Source organism: Flagellimonas yonaguniensis, from assembly GCF_029193885.1.
Taxonomy (GTDB): domain Bacteria; phylum Bacteroidota; class Bacteroidia; order Flavobacteriales; family Flavobacteriaceae; genus Flagellimonas; species Flagellimonas yonaguniensis.
Map to the genome: position 1 here is coordinate 47,717 of NZ_JARFVB010000003.1, position 22,302 is coordinate 70,018.

The 22,302-nt window shown below is 42.2% G+C and carries 23 protein-coding genes; 13 read left to right on the forward strand and 10 right to left on the reverse strand.

Annotated elements, in window-relative coordinates:
- The first annotated feature begins 11 nt into the window (after window positions 1-11).
- Window positions 12-644, forward strand: coding sequence for a WbqC family protein (locus tag PY092_RS06505; protein ID WP_275615043.1), 633 nt, complete (start codon window positions 12-14; stop codon window positions 642-644).
- On the forward strand, window positions 637-945 hold the full coding sequence (locus tag PY092_RS06510; protein ID WP_275615044.1) for a DUF6122 family protein: 309 nt from the start codon (window positions 637-639) through the stop codon (window positions 943-945). The genes PY092_RS06505 and PY092_RS06510 overlap by 8 nt, the downstream gene beginning before the upstream one ends.
- On the opposite strand, the gene PY092_RS06515 is transcribed toward PY092_RS06510, so the two are convergent.
- The 7 genes from PY092_RS06515 to PY092_RS06545 form a co-directional block, all read right to left on the reverse strand.
- Window positions 934-1,671 (reverse strand): endonuclease/exonuclease/phosphatase family protein, encoded by a 738-nt coding sequence (locus PY092_RS06515; protein WP_275615045.1) that lies wholly within the window; start codon window positions 1,669-1,671, stop codon window positions 934-936. The two genes, PY092_RS06510 and PY092_RS06515, sit on opposite strands and share 12 nt — an antisense overlap.
- Before the next feature lie 312 nt (window positions 1,672-1,983).
- Complete coding sequence (locus PY092_RS06520) at window positions 1,984-2,847, reverse strand: rhomboid family intramembrane serine protease (protein ID WP_275615046.1); 864 nt, start codon at window positions 2,845-2,847, stop codon at window positions 1,984-1,986.
- Window positions 2,848-2,850: 3 nt separating this feature from the next.
- On the reverse strand, window positions 2,851-3,585 hold the full coding sequence (locus PY092_RS06525) for a rhomboid family intramembrane serine protease (protein WP_275615047.1): 735 nt from the start codon (window positions 3,583-3,585) through the stop codon (window positions 2,851-2,853).
- On the reverse strand, window positions 3,586-5,436 hold the full coding sequence (mutL, locus tag PY092_RS06530; protein ID WP_275615048.1) for a DNA mismatch repair endonuclease MutL: 1,851 nt from the start codon (window positions 5,434-5,436) through the stop codon (window positions 3,586-3,588). It abuts the gene before it with no gap.
- Window positions 5,436-5,720 carry a riboflavin synthase subunit beta gene (locus tag PY092_RS06535; RefSeq protein WP_275615049.1) on the reverse strand — a complete coding sequence of 95 codons (285 nt, stop codon included), beginning with the start codon at window positions 5,718-5,720 and terminating at the stop codon, window positions 5,436-5,438. Before PY092_RS06535 ends, mutL begins: the two co-directional genes overlap by 1 nt.
- Before the next feature lie 178 nt (window positions 5,721-5,898).
- Window positions 5,899-6,381 carry a 6,7-dimethyl-8-ribityllumazine synthase gene (gene ribH, locus PY092_RS06540; RefSeq protein ID WP_275615050.1) on the reverse strand — a complete coding sequence of 161 codons (483 nt, stop codon included), beginning with the start codon at window positions 6,379-6,381 and terminating at the stop codon, window positions 5,899-5,901.
- A 3-nt stretch (window positions 6,382-6,384) separates the two neighbouring features.
- Window positions 6,385-7,146, reverse strand: a complete 762-nt coding sequence (locus PY092_RS06545; RefSeq protein WP_275615051.1) for a tetratricopeptide repeat protein — start codon at window positions 7,144-7,146, stop codon at window positions 6,385-6,387.
- A 127-nt stretch (window positions 7,147-7,273) separates the two neighbouring features.
- Between PY092_RS06545 and recF the strand changes: the two genes are divergently transcribed.
- The 3 genes from recF to PY092_RS06560 are packed head-to-tail and all read left to right on the forward strand — an operon-like array spanning window position 7,274 to window position 9,076.
- The gene (gene recF, locus PY092_RS06550; protein WP_275615052.1) at window positions 7,274-8,353 is read left to right on the forward strand and encodes a DNA replication/repair protein RecF; all 1,080 of its coding nucleotides are present in this window, start codon (window positions 7,274-7,276) and stop codon (window positions 8,351-8,353) included.
- Between the two features lie 4 nt (window positions 8,354-8,357).
- On the forward strand, window positions 8,358-8,780 hold the full coding sequence (locus PY092_RS06555; protein ID WP_275615053.1) for a hypothetical protein: 423 nt from the start codon (window positions 8,358-8,360) through the stop codon (window positions 8,778-8,780).
- Complete coding sequence (locus tag PY092_RS06560) at window positions 8,780-9,076, forward strand: DciA family protein (protein WP_127139333.1); 297 nt, start codon at window positions 8,780-8,782, stop codon at window positions 9,074-9,076. Before PY092_RS06555 ends, PY092_RS06560 begins: the two co-directional genes overlap by 1 nt.
- Window positions 9,077-9,422: 346 nt before the next feature.
- On the opposite strand, the gene PY092_RS06565 is transcribed toward PY092_RS06560, so the two are convergent.
- Entirely contained in the window at window positions 9,423-9,842 is a 420-nt protein-coding gene (locus PY092_RS06565; protein ID WP_163625778.1) for a nucleoside-diphosphate kinase, read from the reverse strand.
- A gap of 48 nt (window positions 9,843-9,890) precedes the next feature.
- Window positions 9,891-10,925, reverse strand: a complete 1,035-nt coding sequence (locus PY092_RS06570) for an alkaline phosphatase D family protein (protein ID WP_275615054.1) — start codon at window positions 10,923-10,925, stop codon at window positions 9,891-9,893.
- Window positions 10,926-10,999: 74 nt separating this feature from the next.
- On the opposite strand from PY092_RS06570, the gene PY092_RS06575 reads away from it, so the two are divergent.
- From PY092_RS06575 to PY092_RS06600, 6 genes are all read left to right on the forward strand, one after another.
- Complete coding sequence (locus PY092_RS06575) at window positions 11,000-12,016, forward strand: DHH family phosphoesterase (protein WP_275615055.1); 1,017 nt, start codon at window positions 11,000-11,002, stop codon at window positions 12,014-12,016.
- Window positions 12,013-12,561 carry a gliding motility-associated peptidyl-prolyl isomerase GldI gene (gene gldI / locus PY092_RS06580; RefSeq protein WP_275615056.1) on the forward strand — a complete coding sequence of 183 codons (549 nt, stop codon included), beginning with the start codon at window positions 12,013-12,015 and terminating at the stop codon, window positions 12,559-12,561. Before PY092_RS06575 ends, gldI begins: the two co-directional genes overlap by 4 nt.
- Before the next feature lie 11 nt (window positions 12,562-12,572).
- Window positions 12,573-13,676: a peptidylprolyl isomerase gene (locus tag PY092_RS06585; RefSeq protein ID WP_275615057.1), complete on the forward strand. Its 1,104-nt coding sequence runs from the start codon at window positions 12,573-12,575 to the stop codon at window positions 13,674-13,676.
- A gap of 86 nt (window positions 13,677-13,762) precedes the next feature.
- A complete protein-coding gene (locus PY092_RS06590) occupies window positions 13,763-14,836 on the forward strand; it encodes a DUF3810 domain-containing protein (RefSeq protein ID WP_275615058.1) in 1,074 nt (357 codons plus the stop codon).
- Between the two features lie 59 nt (window positions 14,837-14,895).
- Entirely contained in the window at window positions 14,896-17,841 is a 2,946-nt protein-coding gene (locus tag PY092_RS06595) for an amidohydrolase family protein (RefSeq protein WP_275615059.1), read from the forward strand.
- An 11-nt stretch (window positions 17,842-17,852) separates the two neighbouring features.
- The gene (locus PY092_RS06600; protein WP_275615060.1) at window positions 17,853-19,151 is read left to right on the forward strand and encodes an amidohydrolase family protein; all 1,299 of its coding nucleotides are present in this window, start codon (window positions 17,853-17,855) and stop codon (window positions 19,149-19,151) included.
- Between the two features lie 201 nt (window positions 19,152-19,352).
- On the opposite strand, the gene PY092_RS06605 is transcribed toward PY092_RS06600, so the two are convergent.
- Complete coding sequence (locus PY092_RS06605) at window positions 19,353-20,156, reverse strand: DUF6503 family protein (RefSeq protein ID WP_275615061.1); 804 nt, start codon at window positions 20,154-20,156, stop codon at window positions 19,353-19,355.
- A gap of 70 nt (window positions 20,157-20,226) precedes the next feature.
- Here PY092_RS06605 and PY092_RS06610 point away from each other — a divergent pair, with 70 nt between their 5' ends.
- Window positions 20,227-21,027 carry a TrmH family RNA methyltransferase gene (locus PY092_RS06610; RefSeq protein WP_275615062.1) on the forward strand — a complete coding sequence of 267 codons (801 nt, stop codon included), beginning with the start codon at window positions 20,227-20,229 and terminating at the stop codon, window positions 21,025-21,027.
- Between the two features lie 3 nt (window positions 21,028-21,030).
- Window positions 21,031-22,263, forward strand: coding sequence for a M48 family metallopeptidase (locus tag PY092_RS06615; protein WP_275615063.1), 1,233 nt, complete (start codon window positions 21,031-21,033; stop codon window positions 22,261-22,263).
- Window positions 22,264-22,302: the final 39 nt, after the last annotated feature.

The window sequence follows — 22,302 nt, forward strand, 5'->3', positions numbered from 1 at the left end:
TCCTTTGTTCTTTGAAAATACTACTCCACCCAACATATTTTCCAAGTATTGCCACTTTTGCGGCCATGGTTCAGCATGAGGTGGTGTGGGAGGAACATGATAACTTTCAAAAACAGACCTACCGAAACCGCTGCTATATTTCAACCGACAAGGGCAAGCACATGCTCAATATTCCCATACAACACGTCGGAGGGAAAGAAGGACGTCAAAAATATGCCGATGTATCAACAGAGAACAGCTACAATTGGAAAAAAGAGCATTGGCGCACCTTGGAAACGGCATACCGTACCTCTCCTTTTTTTGAGTTTTATGAGGATGAAATAAGACCGCTTTATGAAGGAAATGATGATTCCCTTTATGACTTCAATTTAAAAACCATTGAAACAATTGCTGGTTGTGTTGGGATAGAAATTCCAAAGGAGAAAACCGAAGCATACGAAGTTGAGCCCATCTGTTGTTTTGATGCCCGATTTTTGGTGGAAGCAAAAAAAGAAAAAGATTGGGGCATTGATCCTTACACACAGGTTTTTGAAGAACGACATGGGTTTATCCCAAATTTAAGTGTACTGGACCTTTTGTTCAACGAAGGAACCAACACACTCAGCTATCTGAAAAGTCTATCTTTGGATTTAAAACATGCTTAGGCACCTACTCCATTACGGCATACATTTTTTGGTTCCTATTTTGATAGCCTTTTGGTTTTTTAAGGATAACAGAATCAAAGTGGCACTGATATTATTGGCTGGGATCATCATCGACATAGATCACCTTTGGGCCACTCCTCTCTACGACCCGAATCGATGCAGTATTGGATTTCATGTGCTGCACAGCTACTGGGCGATAGCCATTTATTGCATATTACCTTTTTTCAGACCGACAAGGATTATCGGATTAGCCTTGATCATCCACATCATTGCGGACATATTGGATTGCTTATTGATGTGAGTTCAACCGCAATGTGGCCATCACAGGGTAATGATCGGACAGTCGCTCGTTAAAATTTTGATGGGAAAGCACTTCAAAATTCTCGTCTGCCAGTATATAATCGATACGTAGAGGGAATTTCAACAAGTCATACGAACGACCAAAACCTTTCCCTTTTTCGAGAAAAGAGTCGCTCATATTCCCTTTGATTATATTATAGACATTGGAATATTGTGTATTGTTAAAATCCCCGACCACAACCTTTTTATTGCTCGTTGCTTCCATATTCTCCCTTATCAGGTTGGCTTGCTCGTACTGTTTCAGCATAACATTTCTTGTTCTTTGGAAAAGCTTGGTGCCCCCACCATGTTGGATGGTGTTCAAACCCGGGACTATCCGAAACGACTGCAGGTGCAAATTATAGACCCGAACCGTGTCCTTGTTTATCAAAATATCCGCATAAATAGCATTGTTTGAGCTTTGAGGGAATGGTATGGAATCTATTTTTAAAATAGGGTACTTGGAATAAATTGCCTGAATTACTTTTTCCCTATGCCTTCCAAATGTAAAATCAACAAACTTATATTTATATTGAGATAGCGCTTCATTACGCTTCATTGCATAATAAGCCTCCTGAAAGCAAATAATATCGGGGTCTTGCTCAGATACGAACCCATAGATCTTGCTTTCCACACCATCCTCATCCAATTGCCTAAATGCATTAAAGCCTCTTGTATTGAATGACATTATTGATAAAACCCCTTCTTTTTCATCTACATTTTCACTTAAAGAAAACTGGTAGAAAGGCCCTAAAAGCAAATACCACAAAACCAATAGCGACCCAGACAAGAAAAAGTTTCTCTTTCGTTTCCATAACCAATAAAAAACAAAAATCAAATTCACGATTACCGTGAAAGGAACAACCAGACTAAGAACGGAAAGCGAGGATATCAATTTTGTGGGCACAAAAGGTACAAGCAAAGAAACAGCCAACACCAAAGCCACCAATGTGTTTAGAAAAAAGATAATCTTATCAAAAAATGAGAGGTTCTTCACGTATCAGTCTTCCTTACCTGCCTTAAACAAAAAGTCCTTTTCCTCTTTGGATAAGCTTTCGTACCCCGATTTGCTGATTTTATCCAAAATGGAATCTATCCTTTTTTGCTTGACCTGTTTATCATAATCCGCTTTGCTGTTTGAAGCAGTTTTTTTCTTATATACGGTTTTCAAAGGCGCCTTCTTCACTTTTGGCTTGAAAATACCTGCAATGGCATTCCTCAATTTAGTAAAGCCAGAACCTATATCATTGCCTTTGAACAACTGACGGGCATACATATATCCTAAAAATGCACCACCCAAGTGCGCCATACCTCCACCAATATTGTCTCCCATTCCTATCATCACCAAATCCTTGACCACCAAAGCAACTCCAATATACCATAGTTTGATATTGAAGAAAATAACACGGACCTCTTGGTTGGGAATATAAGTACAAACAAAAATAAGCACCGCATTCACTCCCGCAGATGCTCCAATCAATGCGGTATTGGAATTGACCAGGGTAGGGAATACGTTATAACTTAGCAGGAACACCAACCCACCCAACATCAAACCTAAAAAGTAAACGTTGATGAACCGTTGGGAATCAAAGAGGTTTAAGAAAATACGACTGGCAAAATAGAGCACTAGCATATTCCAGAAAATATGACCAAATCCTGCATGGAAAAACGAATACGTGACCAGTGACCAAGGCTGGGCCAAAAACTCAAAAAAATCCTTTGGCAAATGGAACCAATGGGAAAACGACTGCCCTAGCAATGCCCCAGATAGTCCATTAACCAGGAAAATAAGTACATTGATGGCAATCAGCTTTTCGGCTATGCTAAGCCTTGCAAATTGATATCGAAGTCCTCCGTTCATCATAAATTAATCCCACCGATTATTATTGAACTGGTTCTTTTTCCAGTACCACATCATTATAAATCCTATCAACGCACCTCCTATGTGGGCAAAATGCGCCACTCCAGTATTCACGTTTCCAATTCCGAAAATCAAATCGATTCCAATTAGAATGGGCACAAAATACTTTGCCTTAATCGGTACGGGCAAAAATATGAGCATCAACTTGGCCTCCGAATACATAAAGGCAAAGGCCACCAAAATACCATAGATAGCTCCGGATGCTCCCACCGCAGGGGTGTTAAATGCAGTCAGCATGCTGTCGATTATTCCTTTTCCTGCAATATCGTACCAACCTGGACTATACTGTCCATTGGCCAAAATATCCAAAACCTGTGTACGGGCAATGCCTGCTCCTTCCAAAGCACTCATTCCTTCGTTAAACAGAAAATAATTGACCCCAGTGTGCAGGGCAGCTGAACCCAAACCAGCCGAAAAGTAGAAAAACAGGAACTTGTTCTTTCCCCAAATCCGCTCCAAAGGGGTTCCAAAGGCCCAAAGTGCATACATGTTGAACAGAATATGCATCAGGTTGCCGTGCATAAACATATGGGAAACCACCTGCCACCATTCAAAATTTGGATTTTTGGGAAACCAGAGAGACATCCACTGATACATCTGGTCTCCATATAATTGTGTGGCAAAAAATAAGATCACGTTAATGATCAATATATGCTTTACTGCCTCGGTCATTCTACCCATCTAGTTGAATTTTTTATCAATATCCCCTTCGGAGATAATGGTGTATGTTATTTTTTGAAAAGGGCTCAAATTGGGTTCCTTGCACGCAAAAAGGTTGTTTACCAACATCAATTGCGACTCAGAGTCCAGCACATCCCCCGTTCGCACCGCAAGATTCCTACTCAATGCCTTGGCCAACATTTCAGCCTGCGAAATGGAACCATTGGCGTATCCCTCCATATAATCTGCAATCAACCGGTCCAATACCGTGCCAATCCCACTTTCGGGAACCATCATGGGCACGCCTGTCACTTTTACAGTTTCTTCTTCCAAGCTCTCGAACACAAACCCAATGTTTGTCAGGCTTTCTTGGATTTCCTTGAGCACGGACAACTCCTGTTTATTGAAGGTCAATTCCAAAGGAAAGAGCAACTGCTGGCTTACCCCTTCTTTCACGGTAATCTCACCCAAAAACTTTTCAAAAAGAATCCGCTCGTGGGCTCTATTTTGATGGATGACCAACATTCCCGACTTAACCGTGCTTACCACATATTTGCGTCGCAACTGAAACGTACTGGCCAAATGCTCCTCGGCCTCTTTTCCCGAATACAAGGTACCCTGTTCCTCGCTTTCGGACTCAATGACCACACTACTGAACTCTTGATGATCATTTTGGTTCCCAAGACCTTCATACAAGTCTTCCCAACCTTTGGTGCTTTGTTTATGGAAATTACCACTCGAACTGCTTTTTTTGGCCATTGATTCTTCAAATGGATTAAATGTAGCATCTACGGTAACCTTCGGAATCACGGCCCCTTTCTCTTTGTAGGAATAAGGTGTGTCCAAATTTGGGTCATGGTCAAAATCCAAAACGGGAGCCACATTGAACTGTCCCAAACTATGCTTTATCGTTGACCTTAAAATGGCATAAAGCGTATTCTCGTCATCAAACTTCACCTCGGTTTTGGTTGGATGAATATTGATATCGATGGAGGACGGGTCCACATCCAAAAACAAAAAATAACCTGGATAGGTATCGGATTTGATCAAACCTTCAAAAGCAGCAACCACGGCATGGTGCAAATACGGACTTTTGATATATCGGTCATTGGCGAAAAAGAACTGCTCTCCCCTGCTCTTTTTGGCAAACTCGGGCTTACAGATGAAACCGGACACCTTTACCACTTCGGTCTCTTCATTCACGGGCACCAAACGGTGCTCCATTTTACTTCCGAAGATGTGCACGATTCGCTGACGATGTTTTGTGCCGGGCAGATTGAATATCTCCGAACCGTTGTTATAAAAATGAAATTCAACATTCGGATGCACCATTGCCACACGATGAAACTCATCGGTAATGTGACGAAGCTCCACTTGGTTGGACTTTAAAAAGTTGCGTCTTGCTGGAATATTGAAAAATAGATTTTTTACGGATATGGATGTTCCCTTCGGAGTGGCCACAACTTCTTGGGATACGATTTTACTTCCCTCGATTTTTAAATGGGTCCCGACTTCGTTGTCAGTAGTACGTGTTTGCATGTCCACATGGGCAATGGCAGCGATGGATGCCAAGGCTTCCCCACGGAAACCTTTGGTTTCCAAATTGAACAGATCCTGTGCTGATGATATTTTGGAAGTGGCGTGGCGCTCAAAAGACAAACGTGCATCCGTCTCGCTCATACCCACACCATCATCGACCACTTGAATAAGGGTTTTGCCCCCATCCTTTATAATGAGCTTAATGGAGGTAGCACCGGCATCAATGGCATTTTCCATCAGTTCCTTTACTACGGAAGCGGGTCGTTGGACCACCTCCCCTGCTGCTATTTGATTAGCGACATGGTCCGGTAAAAGTTTAATGATATCCGCCATTATGGATTTAGGAATATTGATAGATCAAAATCGATGATAAACAGGAACAGCAACACCAAAACGGCCACAATAATCCAAAAACGAAGCTTTAAATTTTTATCCCCTTCGGTCTGAAGATCATCCATTGCCGAGGTAAACTTGTTCTTTAGCCCCTTGGTAGAATGCGCCGTGGTCCTAAATTGATCTAGTTTGTGCTCAATTTTATAAGGATTCCCCTCTCCCTTGTAATATCTAGGGGAGTAATCGAAGCTCTTGTTTTTCCTAAGTTTTAAAGGGTTTCGCATGATATCCTTATCGCTGTAACCTCAAAGGTACTCAAAATAGAAAAAAAGGGTTGGGCGATCGTCCCAAAAAATGTTAACAACCTATGGATGGATAATTGAATCGCTCGCTTACTGGATTATTGGAATAACTGAATTTGAACTTGGTCTTGTGATTGAGCTTGATTTTGACTCTTGAGCTTTACTTGCCCAATACCGCCATTTGGATGGCGACGATGCCGGCTTCGGTTCCCTTATTGCCGTGCTTGCCCCCGCTCCTGGCTCTGGACTGGTCAATAGTATCATCCGTCAACACACAGAAAATCACGGGAACATCATAAGCGACATTCAGGTCCTTGATGCCTTGGGCCGTTGCACTGCATACAAAATCAAAATGACTGGTTTCCCCACGGATAACACTACCGATGGCAACTATGGCATCTACTTTTTCTGTTTGAATCATCTTTTTGCAACCGAAAGTCAGTTCAAAACTTCCGGGAACGTTCCAGCGAATCAAATTTTCAGGGAGTGCCCCACAATCCAAAAGGGCTTCTTCAGCACCTTGATACAGCGCTTCGGTTATTTCATCGTTCCATTCAGAAACAACAATCCCAAACCGAAGGTCCTTCGCGTTTGGGATTTTGTTTTTATCGTAAACGGATAAGTTTTTGTTCTCTGTGGCCATCTTTTAGTTTTGCGCCAACCCTACAAGAGCGTCAACACCGTTGGCTTCCTGAGAGTTAGGGTATTCTTCCTTGATTCTTTCGAAATAACCCAAAGCCTTGCTTTTTTCGCCGAGGTTCAATGCAACCACACCTGCTTTGTGCAAAAATCGTGGCGCCGTAAACTCGTTATTGCTATGTGCAATGGCTTTTTCGTAGTAATCCAAGGCATCCTCAGGCTGATTCAGCTGGGAAAAAGCATCCCCAATCCCACCTTTGGCCATAGCTCCCATAATATCATCATCAGAAGAAAAATCTTCCAAGTAAGAAACTGCCTGATCATATTGTTTTAGATTCAAATACGTCATGCCAGCGGAATACTTGGCCAAGTTAGCTGCTTTGGTACCACTGTACTCCTCGATAATGTCCAAGAAACCATATTTACCTTGAGCACCGTTCAAGGCCAAGGTAAACAACGAATCCTTCTCGGTTTCGCTTGCCAAAGCTTGATCAAAATATTGTTGTGGGTAAAAAAGTTCGTTTGCTGCAGAAGCTTCTTTAGGATTTTGGATGAATTGGTGGTATCCCAAATAGGCCAAAACACCTACGGCGATTACCCCAATAACGCCCAAAATGTAGTTTTGGTTCTTCTGAACCCACTCTTCGGTCTTGGAGGCACCCTCGTCCAAAGTATTGAAAACTTCAGCCGTTGTGCTGTCGTGTTCCTCTATCTGAGCTTCTTCCTCTTTATTTTTTGGCTTAAAGCCTCTCTTCTTGTATGTTGCCATCCGTCATTTAATTGGTCGCGCAAAAATAAAGTTTTTATCCAAAACCAAAAGGTAATTTATTCGTTATTTTTGGATTCCCCTTTTTGAAGGGCCACCTTTTAATTCCAAACCGTTTCTCTGATTTTTTATGTTTTTAAGGCATTTATCTTTAGTCAATTACAAAAACTTTGATTCCAAGACCTTGGAATTCGACCCTGTGATCAACTGTTTGGTAGGTGATAACGGAGTGGGAAAGACCAATGTTTTGGACTCCATTTACCACCTGTGCTTTGGCAAAAGCTACTTTAATCCCGTGTCCACACAAAACATAAAACACGGCACCGATTTTTTCGTGGTCGAAGGGGAGTTTGAGAAAAACGAAAGAACTGAAAAAATACTGTGTTCCTTTAAAAAAAGCACCAAAAAAGTGATCAAGCGCAATGGAAAGCCCTATGAAAAATTTTCCGAGCATATTGGTTTTTTACCCTTGGTGATCATTTCGCCATCGGATCGTGATTTAATATTAGAGGGAAGTGACACCCGAAGAAAGTTTATGGATGGGGTTATCTCACAATCGGACAAGGTGTATCTGCAAAACCTCATCAAATACAACAAGGTGGTATCGCAGCGGAACTCACTTTTAAAGTATTTTGTGGCCAATCGCACTTTTGACCCCGATACCTTGAGCATTTACAACGATCAGATGAACACCCTGGGAACAGCAATTCATCAAAAAAGAGTAGAGTTCATTGATTCTTTTCTTCCCATTTTCAAGGAGCAGTATCACAACATCTCCGAAAAAGATGAGCAAATCGACCTCTCTTATGAAAGTCAATTGAGTGATGACAATTTGCTAAATCTTTTGAAAAACAATATTGAGAAAGACCGTGCCCTGCAATATACTTCGGTAGGGGTACACAAGGACGATCTGAGCTTTACGATTGCGGGCCACCCCATTAAAAAATTCGGGAGCCAAGGGCAACAAAAATCATTCTTGATCGCCTTGAAACTGGCACAGTTTCATTTCATCAAACAATTGGCCGACACCACTCCCATTTTATTATTGGATGATATTTTTGACAAGCTGGACGAAAACAGGGTGTCCCATATTGTCGGGCTGGTCAAGGATGATAATTTTGGCCAGATCTTTATCAGCGACACACACGCCGACCGAACGGAAAATGTGGTCAAGAACATCCATCAGAGTTATAAAATATTTACCTTGTAGCATCATGAAACGCATCCTTCCCTTTTTATTGATTTTACTGTTCTGGAGCTGTGGCGATTCATCCATAAATGAAAAAGATTTAGATTACTTGAACGGTTATTGGGAGATATCGGAGGTAGAATTCCCTGATGGTTCCATCAAGGAATATGGGATGAACACAAGCATCGATTTCATTCAGTTGAAGGGAAACAAAGGGTACCGAAAAAAGATGAAACCCCAGTTTGATGGTTCATACGACACCTCCAAAGATGTGGAGGATTTTGAAGTATCAGAAATCAATGAAACCTTTACCCTTCGTTATAAAAATGAGTTCAGCGAATGGGAGGAAAAACTGGTGCAGTTGGATTCTGTCTCGTTTTCAGTCATCAACCAAGAAGGCGTCACATACAAATACAAGCGTTTTGAACCCATAAAAATCCCACAGTAATGGCCAAAAGACACAGCTCCCACATTCCGTTGAGCGAAGCGCTGAGCGAATTTATCCAAGAAAACAAGCTCCAAAAAGGCATGGATAAGGTAGATGCCAGGGAGGCTTGGGTTAAATTGATGGGCAATGGAGTAAACAATTACACATCGGCCGTTGAACTCAAAAACGAGACGCTCTATGTTTCTCTTTCCTCTTCGGTATTGCGAGAGGAATTGAGTTTGGGCAAAACCAAGATCATCAAAATGATCAATGAGGAATTGGGCAAGGAATTGGTAAAGAAATTGGTGTTGCGATAACTCGACATCATGCTGAACTTGCCTGCCTGCCGGCAAAGGCAGGTTTCAGCATCTCATCAATAATTGGTTGGATACCATTTGACACAAATTCAACGAATGGCTGCGAATACCTTTCCTGGTCATTCTGAGCTGGTACGCTGAACAGAATCGAAGTGAAGCGAAGAATCTTTGATCTTGAACTTAAATCCCTCCCTTTTATTAGTTTTTGAAAAAGAGATTCTTCAGTCGCATGCTCCTTCAGAATGACAAATCTGCAAAACCATTGCTGAGATTCCGCAACAAGTGCGGAACAAATAAAAAAGCCACCCAAAAAGGTGGCTTCGATTAAAAATATCTTGTATCTGGATTAGTAGATTTCCCTTCCTGAAAAGTGGAAAGCACCTTCGATAGCAGCGTTTTCATCGCTATCCGAACCGTGTACCGCATTCTCGCCAATACTGGCAGCGTACAATTTCCTGATAGTGCCTTCGGCAGCTTCTTCTGGGTTGGTAGCACCGATCAATGCACGGAAATCATCCACAGCATTGTCTTTTTCCAAAATGGCAGCTACGATTGGACCCCTTGTCATAAACTCCACCAATTCACCAAAAAATGGACGCTCTTTGTGGATGGCATAGAATATTTCGGCATCCCTCTTGCTCAATTGTGTGTACTTCATGGCCACAATCTTAAATCCAGCAGCCGTAATTTTATCCAAAATCGCCCCGATGTACCCATTTTCAACGGCATCAGGCTTAATCATGGTAAATGTTCTATTTCCAGTCATTTTTTAAATTTTGCGCAAACTTAAGCTTTTTCGACCAAGGTACAAGGCTCAATAGGTTTGTTTTAGTTCTTGAAGCACCACACCATTATCTCCTTTCATCTTCATATCGGCTTCCTTTTTTTCAAAATCAAAGGCAATTACACCGTAACTTTTATCAGAAACCACCTCCCCGACACGATACTGATTCGGTTCTCCACTGAAGCTGGAATACGAATGGGTAAGCCCACTACTGGTAAAATCCACCAAGGGATATGAAAGCCCTGCAACATCATTTCTGGAGAACTCAGAAATATGCCTGTCTCCCGATAAAATCATCACACCTTTTGCCTTTGATTGCGCTATCATATTCTCCAGCTTCTCTATCTCTAAAGGAAAATTGCCCCATGTTTCAAAACCGTGCTCTCCCGATAATACCTGAATACTGGACATAATTAAGTTGAAATCCGCATCGGAACGGTTAAGTTCGTTTTCCAACCATTGCCATTGAGCTTTTCCCAGTACAGTTGCCGTAGAATCCATGCTTGGCTTATATCGCTTGTTTGAATCCTCATCTTTGATGAGCTCACTTCTAAAATAACGGGTATCCAATACGATTACTTTAACCTTACCTGCTGGAACTTCGTACTCATGGGCGGCATACACCCCGTCTTGATCTCTTCGGGCACTTGCCTCGGGCACACCCATAAAATCTAAAAATACCTGCTGGCTTTCCGCCTTTATGGCAAAATCGGAACCCCCATCGTTCACACCAAAATCATGATCGTCCCATGTTCCGATGATAGGCACTTCGTTTCTCAATTTGGCATAACCCGCAACGGTATCTTGCATGGCATAAATGGACCTTAATCGTTCAACATCATCCGTATCCGCATAAACAATGTCCCCGCCCCAAATCCAAACATCTGGGTCTTCAGCCAAAATATCGTCCCAAAAAGAATTCGGTTCTTGTGCCATATTACAGGAGCCAAAGGCCACCACAAAATCAGGTGCTGATTGTTCTTCGGTTTCAACTGTTTTTCCCGCCTCCTTTTTACAGGCAGAAAATATACCCAAGACCGCCAATAAAATATAAAATTGCTTCATGATGTGTTTTTACCAAACCAAAAATACGGATAAACCGGGTTACCTCTACATTATATTATTGTATATTTGGCCGCATGAATTCAGCGGATATCACGACAGTGAAGTCGATTCTTTCCCAACCTCAGAAGATAGCGATCATTCCCCACAGAAATCCAGACGGAGATGCCATGGGGTCCTGCTTGGCACTTTACGGATTTTTAAAGGCAAAGGGACATACCGTGCATGTAGTGGCACCAAATGACTATCCAAAATTCCTGAAATGGATGCCGGGAAATGATACCGTTATCAATTTTGAAAGGGAAAACCCAAAGGCCAAAGAAGTCATTGGTGGGGCTTCGATTATATTTACCTTGGACTTTAACGACCTTTCCCGTGTTGGGCAGATGGAATCGGCTTTGAAAGAGGCTGAGGCTGATTTTATTATGATCGACCATCACCAACAACCTGACGACTATGCCAAGGTAACCTATTCCGATGTGACCATGAGTTCCACCTGTGAGATGGTCTTCAATTTTATCGCCTTTTTAGGGGAAACCAACCTAATCAATACCGATATGGCCACGAATCTGTACACGGGCATTATGACGGATACCGGTTCTTTTAAGTACCGTTCCACCTCCAGCAAAACACATCGTGTGGTGGCGGAATTGATAGAAAAAGGTGCGGACAACATGGAAATCCATCAAAAGGTTTTTGATACCAATTCCCCTTCCCGCTTGCATTTATTGGGTATTGCTTTGAGCAATATGGTTATCCTTCCCGAATACAGAACCGCCTACATAACACTTACCCAAGATGAGCTGGACCAATACGATTTTAAAAAAGGGGACACCGAGGGATTCGTAAATTATGGCCTAACTTTGGAAGGAATTATTTTCGCGCTCATATTTATCGAAAACCGAGAAGAGGGCATCATTAAGATTTCGTTACGTTCGGTTGGGGATTTTTCCGTGAACGAATTTGCCAGAGAGCATTTTAACGGTGGTGGGCACACCAATGCAGCTGGTGGGCGAAGCGAGTCCAGCATGGAGGAAACCATATCCAGATTCAATGATATTTTAAAAACCTATAAAGACAAATTGAACCCATGAGATTTTTTCTAGCTGTTTTGTTGGTTGCAGTCGTTGTGAGCTGCGGGGGTCCAGAACCAAGAAGACCTGTAGAGGTTAAATCGGGGAGTTTTTACAAGGAGTCCATTGAGCGTACCAAGAAATTATTGGCCGCGGAGGAAGCAGCCATTCAAGAAATTATTTCCAAGGATACCATTCACGAATATCTATCCAGTCCAAACGGGTTTTGGTACTACTATGAGACCAAAAGCGATACCGCAACTTATCAACTAAAGTCGGGAGACCAAATCCTATTTTCCTACAATTTGATGAGCCTTAATGGCGACACCATCTACACTGCGGAAGAAATGGGTCCGACCTCGCATGTAATCGATAAGCAACAATTGTTTCCTGGGCTTCAAAATGCGGTAAAACTGTTAAAAATAAACGAGAAGGTCACATTTTTGTTTCCCTCTCCCCAAGCTTATGGTTATCAAGGGGACAATAAAGCCATTGGGCCCAAAACACCACTTAAATCATCAGTAGAATTACATACGATCATAATAGACAACGACAGTTTAAACTAAATTCATAAGCAATGAAGAAATTATTTTACATCATACCGTTATTTCTCCTATTGATCATAGGGTGCAAGTCGAGCAAGTATGCCGATTTGGGCGATGGTATTTTTGCCGATATCCAAACCACCAAAGGGGATATCATCATACAATTGGAATACCAAAAAACACCCGTTACGGTAGCCAACTTTGTTTCTTTGGCCGAAGGGAAAAACCCATTTGTAAACGATGAGTACAAAGACAAAAAGTTCTATGATGGCATCGTGTTCCACAGGGTGATCAAAGATTTTATGATTCAAGGTGGAGACCCAACCGGTAGCGGTAGCGGCAATATTGGGTACACGTTTAAAGATGAGTTCAACGATTCCTTGAGACACTCCAAAAAAGGCATCCTTTCCATGGCCAACAGAGGTCCAAAGACAAATAGCAGTCAATTTTTCATCACTCACAAAGCTACACCGTGGTTGAATGACAAGCATACTGTTTTCGGAGAAGTAGTGGCAGGCATGGATGTGGTTGATTCGATTGCCAATGTAAAAACGGGTGCTGGCGACAGACCTGAGACCGATGTTGTAATGGACCATGTGGAAATTGTGCGCAATGGCAAGGAGGCCAGACAGTTTGATGCCGTTCAAATCATGAGCGACTATTTCGAAGAAGCCAAAGCAGCCGAAGAAGCCTTCAAGAAAATGAAGGAGGATTTGGCAGCCCAATTTACCGAGCAAATCAACGAAGCCGAAGAAACATCCAGTGGCCTGCGTATTTTAAAATTGGAAGAAGGTAATGGCGAGCAACCGAAAATAGGTCAAAAGGTATTGGTAAATTATGCAGGTTGGTTGTTCAACGGGGATTTGTTCGATAGCAATATTCAAGATATTGCAGAACAATTCAACCAACTGAACCCTGCTAGGAGAGATCAGGGCGGATATAGTCCGTTTCCTATGGATTACAGCCCAGATGCCCAATTGGCAGCAGGTTTCCGTGAAGGTTTGCTGACCATGAAGGTTGGGGACAAAGTTCGCTTGTTCATTCCTCCACATTTAGGGTATGGAGACAACGATTACGGTCCTATTCCTGGTGGTTCTACCTTGGTTTTTGATATAGAAATTGTTGGAATCCAATAATAAAACCCAAAAAGCATAACTTAAAAAAGCCGTACTTTTCCGTGCGGCTTTTTTAATTTGCAATAAAACAAATTGCTTCATTTTTGATGAGACAAAAAACCAAAACAATTATCGCCATTGCCCTACCTCTACAAATCATATTGGTAAAATGGATGGGCAGCTACCCAAATTTCGTGGAAGCATATTACAGCAATGGTATTTACCCCTATATTTCAGGTTTTTTAAGGATGCTCTTCGGTTGGATTCCGTTTTCCTTTGGGGATTTGATTTACACAGCTCTCGTCATTTTAGCAATTCGATACATTTATAAACATTGGAGAAACATCAAGAAAAAACCGCTTTGGTTTCTAAAAGATATTGTCGTGGTGCTGTCCATTGTATTTTTTGCCTTTCATCTGCTTTGGGGCATGAACTACCATCGCCAACCCATTAACTGGAAACTGGGCATTGAACGTGAATACACCCTTGATGAATTGGTTGAACTGACCCAATACATTGTCATCCAGACGAACCAATATCAATGGGAACTGACAGGAGATACCATCTCTCCCGTGCACATCCCCTACTCCAAAAAGCAAATCTTTGCCAAAACGGAAGAAGCCTATGCCAACTTTGCAAAGCAATACCCCGATTTTGGGTACGAGCACCGAAGCCTAAAATCCTCTATCTATAGTGTTCCATTGACTTTTATGGGGTATGGCGGTTACCTTAATCCTTTTACCAATGAGGCACAGGTCAATGGAATTACTCCAAAATTCAGGTTACCCACAGTAAGTTGTCACGAAGTAGGCCATCAATTGGGGTACTCCGCCGAAGGTGCCACAAATTTTATTGGTTTTTTGGTTACATCAAAGAGCAAAGACCCGTATTTTAAGTATTCGGCTTACAATCACGCCCTAGGTTACTGCCTTAACGACCTTTTCCATAAAGACGAGGAACAATACAATAAAATTGTTGCAGCCATCAATCCGGGTGTAAAAGAAAATTTCAATGAATTACGGGATTTTTGGGAAAAATATGAGAACCCCATGGAGCCGGTGTTCAAATCCGTATTCAACACATTTCTAAAGGTAAACAACCAAAAAGAAGGTATCAAAAGTTATAACGCTGTCGTAGGTCTCATCATCAATCATCGAAACAAGCAATTGGGCATTCTTTGAAACTTGTGGAGTCCTTTCACAAAGGTTACCTTTAATGCGACTAATTCAATTCAAACCTTATGAAACTAAAACTTTTGGCCCTGTTCCTCTTCATGGGCAGTGTTTCTTTGTTTGCACAGGATTATTTTCCAATAAATGACGGTGTAAAGGCAAAGAAGAACAACAATTACACGGCATTTACGAATGCCAAAATCTATGTAACCCCTACACAAATCATCAACAATGGCACCCTGCTGATACAAAACGGCAAAGTGGTACAAGTCGGCAAATCCGTAAACATTCCCAAAAATGCGGTCGTGGAGGACTTGGGCGGAAAATCCATCTATCCATCATTTATCGATGTGTTTTCTGGATTTGGTGTAGAACTACCTAAAAAAGCCAGCAGCAGCGGAAGGTCCGCACAATATGGCCCATCTAGGGAAGGATTTTACTGGAACGACCATATTATGCCCGAAAATGATGCCATCAATAGTTTTAAATATGATGAAAAAAAGGCCAAAGAGCTTAGAAATGCTGGTTTCGGGACCATCAATGCACACATTGAAGACGGAATAGCCAGGGGAACTGGCCTATTGGTCGCTTTGAACGATGAAGCATCCGAAGCACAACGTATCCTTTCCGATAAATCCGCACAATACTTTTCCTTTGGGAAGAGCAGAGCATCAAGACAATCATACCCGGGTTCCCTGATGGGGGCCATGGCCTTGATGCGCCAGGTGTATTACGATATGGACTGGTACAGCAAAGGCAATGTGGACACCAAAGACCGTTCATTGGAAGCTTTGATTGCCAACAAGGGTTTGACACAAATCTATGCTGCCGGAGACAATGGCAATGTGCTCCGTGCTGACAAAATTGGAGACCTTTTCGGAATTCAGTACACTATTTTGGCGGGCGGAGACGAATACGAGCATATTGATGAAATCAAAGCCACCAACGCCAAATTGATTTTACCCCTTGATTTTCCAGATGCATTCGATGTATCCAACCCATATCAAGCCAAATACATTGCCTTGAAGGATATGAGACACTGGAACTTGGCGCCGTCCAATCCAAAAGTTTTGGCGGACAATGGTGTGGACTTCTCCATTACCTTACATGGGCTTAAATCCCCTAAAGAGTTGAAGGAAAAAATCTTGAAAGCCATAACTTATGGTCTTCCAAAAACCAAGGCATTGGAGGCATTGACCACCATTCCTGCGGAGATTTTGGGTAAATCCAACGAGATTGGCTCATTGCAAGCTGGAAGCCAAGCCAACTTCTTGATTACTTCAGGCGATATTTTTGACAAAGGCACCACCCTTTATGAAAACTGGGTCCAAGGAACCAAGAATATCATTGAAAGCATGGATGTCATCGATATCCGTGGCGATTATGATCTTGCCGTTAACGGAACCACTTACAAAGTTTCTCTAACAGGAGATGCTGACAAACCAAAGGCTGAAATCAAAAAAGGCAATGAAACCGTAGACTCCAAGATAGATTATTCAGGAGACTGGTTGAATATTTCCTTCAGTGAAGACAATATTGGTTCTTACCGCATGGTCGCCCATGTTTTACCAGGCGCTGAATCCATCAAAGGAAACGTAGTGCTTCCCAATGGCGATGAAACTTCGGCCACAATGACCAAGACTTCCGCTTTTGAGGAGAAATCCAAAGGCGAAGTTGCTGCCGAGAAACCTCAGCTTATGGCCCTAACTTATCCCAATGTTGGATACGGGTACAAGGAAAAACCAGAACAAGAGGACATCCTTTTCAAAAATGCTACGGTTTGGACAGGCGAGACCATTTTGGAAAACACCGATGTACTCATCAAAAAAGGTAAGATCTCCAAAGTGGGGAAAGACCTCCGCGCAGGTGGCGCCACGGTGGTGGATGCCACTGGAAAGCACTTGACTGCTGGAATCATTGATGAGCATACACATATTGCAGCACTATCCATTAACGAAGGTGGACACAATTCCTCTGCCGAAGTACGTATGGAAGATGTCGTTGACCCAAAAGACGTTGCCATTTACCGTGATCTGGCCGGTGGTGTCACTACCGCCCAATTACTGCATGGTTCTGCCAACCCCATCGGGGGTCAATCTGCCATATTAAGGTTAAAGTGGGGAGAAAGCGCAGAAAACATGATTTTCGACGACTCGCCCAAATTCATAAAGTTTGCCTTGGGAGAAAACGTGAAGCAGTCCAACTGGGGCAGCTACTCCCGTTTTCCGCAGACCAGAATGGGTGTGGAACAAGTGTACACCGACTATTTCCAACGCGCAAAGGAATACGATGAAAAGAAAAAAAGTGGGGAACCTTTCCGCTACGATGAGGAAATGGAAACCTTGGCTGAAATCTTGAACGCGGAACGTTTTATTTCTTGCCACTCCTATGTACAGAGTGAAATCAACATGATGATGAAAGTCGCCGAGAAGTTTGATTTCCGCGTGAACACCTTTACGCACATCTTGGAAGGATACAAAGTAGCCGATAAAATGGTCGAACATGGTGTTGGCGGTGGCACATTCAGTGATTGGTGGGCCTACAAATACGAAGTGAACGATGCGATTCCTTACAATGCAGCCATCATGACCAGTCAAGGAGTGACCGTTGCCATCAACAGTGACGATGCCGAAATGTCCAGAAGGTTGAACCAAGAAGCCGGTAAAACGGTAAAATATGGAGGTATGTCAGAATTGGAAGCATGGAAAATGGTCACATTGAATCCAGCCAAACTGCTTCATTTGGACGATCGCGTAGGTAGTATTGAAGAAGGAAAAGATGCAGATGTGGTTCTATGGACCGATCATCCATTATCCGTTTACGCCAAAGCTGAAAAAACCTTGATTGAAGGAAAAGTTTATTTTGATCTGGAAAAAGACAAAAAGCTAAGGGAATCCATCAAAAAGGAAAGAAACCAATTGATTGGAATGATGTTGAACGAAAACAAAAAGGGTAAAAAATCCAGAACCCCCGTTCAGAGTAAGAAAGAAGAGTTTCATTGTGACACCCTTTAAAAAAATAAACCATGAAAAGAATATTTTTAATCATAGCAATTGTTTTAGGGGTTTCATTGAACGCACAGCAAACCCCTGCCCCTCCCCAATCCGAACAAATTGCCATATTAGGAGCGACAGCACATATTGGCAATGGAGAGGTAATTGAGAACTGTACCATCATTTTTAAGGATGGAAAAATCACGGCCATTGGAGCAGATTTGATGGCGCCTACCATAGGCACCATGATCAATGCCGAGGGCAAACACGTATATCCAGGCTTTATAGCACCCTCCAAATCCCTTGGTTTGGTCGAAGTCGATGCCGTTAGGGCAAGCGATGATCAAGATGAAATCGGCGAAATGATTCCACATGTCCGCAGTTTGATTGCTTACAATGCAGAATCCAAAGTAGTGGAAAGCATGCGTCCGAATGGTGTTCTTATTGGACAGGTAACGCCACAGGGAGGCACTATCTCAGGAACTTCCAGCATTGTCCAGTTTGATGCGTGGAACTGGGAAGATGCCGCTTTGAAAGCAGATGATGGCATCCACATGAACTGGCCCAACTTTTTTAGAAGGGGCCGCTGGTGGGCTGGTGAAGAAAGAGGTTACGTTCCTAACAAGGATTATGGAAAAGAAATGGACAACATTAAAATGTTCTTTCAGAACTCCATAGCTTATGGAAAAACGAATGAAAACCAGAAAAATCTTCCATTTGCCGCTATGCAGGGGCTTTTTGATGGCTCCCAGCGCCTATACATCCATGCAGATGGGGAAAAGGAGATTACCGATGCGGTCACTTTAACAAAACAACTAGGCGTTAAAAACGTAGTGGTTGTAGGTGGATATCGCGCCAATAAAATTGTTGACTTACTCAAAGAGTACAATGTTCCAGTTTTAGTGGAACGCACCCATTCATTGCCACAACATGAAGACGATGATTACGACCATACTTACAAATTGCCAAAAATTCTAGTGGATGCTGGTCTTTTGGTGGGATTACAGAATGAGAACGCTGCCAATTTCCAAGTTAGGAATCTCGCCTTTTATGCTGGTCAAACAGTCGCCCAAGGACTGGACAAGGAAACAGCTTTGCAATTGATAACCGGTAACACAGCAAAAATTTTGGGTATTGACGATATGTACGGAACTTTGGAAGAAGGAAAAAGTGCAACCCTATTCATTTCAAAAGGAGATGCATTGGACATGAGGACCAACCAACTTTCCAAGGCCTATATCGATGGTAGGGACGTTTCGTTGGAAACCCACCAGACCGAACTATGGAAACGGTACATGGGCAAATACGAAAGGGAAAAAGAAGGACAATAGATCCTAAATATCAAAAGGCGCTCCTCGGAGCGCCTTTTTTTATATTGATCTTGCTTGGCAATGTCAGTTCGAGTTTTTTCCAAAGGAAAAAGTATCGAGAACAGGGATTACTGCATCCAAAATCAATTCTCGATACAATTTTTCTCCGCCACACTCCAAAAAATCACTCGAATTGACAAATTTCCACCAAAATACTCATTATCAATTCGTCTTTATAGCAACATATTCCCCATTTTCAGGCTTAGCATAAAATTCTTCTGGTTGAGGGTTCTCGCTAATAATGACATCCTCAAACGTCATCGTGCTGGCAGGCTCCAAAATCTTTCTTCCCTCATAGTTGTGCCACGTGATGGATTTTGGAAGCAACAACCCGTTCACTTCTTGCCAATCCTTGTAATTTATCCACCGTACATTATCGGAAGTTTCCCCAGATCGGTAGGTAACCGTGTAGCCCAACCAAGCCATTTTATGGCTCTCAGGGTCAAAATGAATGTAATACTCATCTTTAGATGAGGCACCAACACCCGATTCAAAGGCAACTTTTATCCCTGGGTAATTTTTTCCTTCATATTCCAAATCATCAGCTTCGGAATACATAATGCCATCATCAGCAAAAACAAAGGGCATGGCGTAGAAATAAAACATCAAATTATGATAAAACCTTACATCCCCCTTATAGGTTTCGTCTGTATCCAAAAGCCAAGTTTCATTGCCATCAAATCCCATGGTAAATTGCTCAGTTTCAATTTTGTCCATTCTGGACCATAGCTCTATGGTATGGGTTTCCGCGAGTTTGGGTTTAGGGAGCACAAAAGATAGTGTTCGCTGTTTTTTCCACTGCTTTATACCTCCATGGGCATCAAAAACCTTCATCAAGGCATCTGGATAAACAGCTTTGTTTTCCGAGATTTCCTGTTGGACAGGTTCTTTAATTTTTGCAGGTTTTGAATTTTGTTTGCAGCCAATCAAGCCAAAAAAAAGTAATAGGAAGGTTAATTTGTTCATGGTTTAGATTTTACCTCTTGGTCGAAAACCCCTTTTTATAATTACAGGAATCTTTATTTTTACGAACTGTATGGAAGCTAAACTAATCAGTAGTGCCCAAAATCCTTTGGTAAAAAAAATCCTGCTCCTAAAAGAGAAATCGCGTGAAAGGAGAAAAAGCGGGCTTTTTGTGGTGGAGGGACAGCGGGAAATTGAATTGGCCCAAAAGGGAGGATACAGTTTACAAACCCTTTTATTTTGTCCCGAGATTATGGGTTCCGGTTCCATTGACACTTTCATCAAAGTATCAAACCCAGAAATCATACAAGTTTCAGAAAGTATTTACGGTAAAATTGCGCATCGTGGCACCACGGAGGGTATTCTTGGACTCATGGAATCCAAGAACCATGCATTGGAGCATATTACCTTTACAAACAAAACACCTTTGGTGTTGGTTGCCGAAGCTCCCGAAAAACCCGGTAATATCGGTGCCTTGTTACGCACTGCCGATGCCGCTGCAGTTGATGCCGTTTTAATAGCGAATCCCAAATCCGACCTATATAGTCCAAACATCATCCGTTCCAGCGTGGGTTGTCTTTTTACCAACCAGATTGGCGTGGGAACAACAGATGAGATCATTGATTTTTTACAAACCAACCAAATCAAAATTTACTGTGCTGCCTTAACCGCTTCCAAAAATTATGTGGAGTGTGATTTTAAAGCCGCTTCAGCCCTTGTCATGGGTACCGAGGCTACTGGACTGACAGAAAAATGGCTTCAAAATTCCGACCAAAACATAATTATACCGATGCAGGGAGAAATAGACTCCATGAATGTTTCGGTATCCGCCGCAATACTTATATTTGAAGCGAAGCGCCAGCGCGGATTTTAAGCTATGGAAAAAAATGTACTCTTTTATATCATCCTGATCATTCTTGTGGTCCAATATCTGGTCCATCAGTATTTGGAGTACCTGAACGCCAAGCGTTTCAAATCGACCTTACCACCCGAACTTGCCGATGTTTTTGATGAAGATGAGTATCAAAAATCGCAACAATACAAACGGACCAATTACAAATTTGGGGTTATTTCCGATGGATTTTCACTGGTCCTGACTATCTGCTTCCTTGTATTTGGAGGTTTTGAATGGGTGGACCATTTCACACGTTCCATCACGGAGGACAGTATCCCAATGGCGCTGATGTTTTTTGGAATCATCATGTTGGGAAGTGCTATTCTAGGACTTCCTTTCTCCTATTACCGAACCTTTGTGATCGAGGAGGAATATGGGTTCAACAAAACAACCAAATCCACCTTTTTGTCCGACAAAATAAAAGGTGGCATCCTGACCATCATTCTTGGAGGAGGTATTTTAATGTTGTTTATGCTGTTCTACAAATCCACAGGACCTAATTTTTGGATCTATGCATGGATTGCAGTTGGTATTTTCATTCTGTTCATCAATTTATTTTACAGCCGATTGATTGTTCCGCTGTTCAACAAGCAAACGCCGCTTGAAGACGGAAGCCTCAAAAGCTCTATTGAAAACTACGCCAAAAAAGTAGGGTTCGAGCTTCAAAATATTTTCGTGATCGATGGTTCCAAACGATCTACCAAGGCAAATGCCTATTTTTCGGGTTTCGGAAAGGAAAAACGCATCACATTGTTCGACACATTGATCAATGATTTGAGCGAGGATGAAATCGTGGCGGTCCTTGCCCATGAAGTTGGGCATTACAAACGCAAACATATTATTGTGAATCTTGTGGTTTCCTTATTGACCACAGGGCTGACGCTTTTTATACTATCGTTGTTCATCAACCATCCAGAAATATCTTTGGCCATTGGGGTATCCACACCAAGTTTTCATGCTGCCCTGGTCGGATTCGCCCTATTGTACAGTCCAATCTCGGAATTGACGGGATTGATCATGAACTACATATCACGAAAATTTGAGTTTCAGGCCGATGATTTTGCGAAGAACACATTTGCTGCCCCCCCCTTGGTTTCATCACTGAAAAAATTGTCCAAAAAAAGCTTGAGCAACCTAACCCCACACCCCGCCTACGTTTTTGTTCACTACTCCCACCCGCCCTTAGTGGAACGTATCCGAAACCTAAAGGCATAGATTTTGTTGGTTAGATTATAAGATTGTAGTAAATTTAAT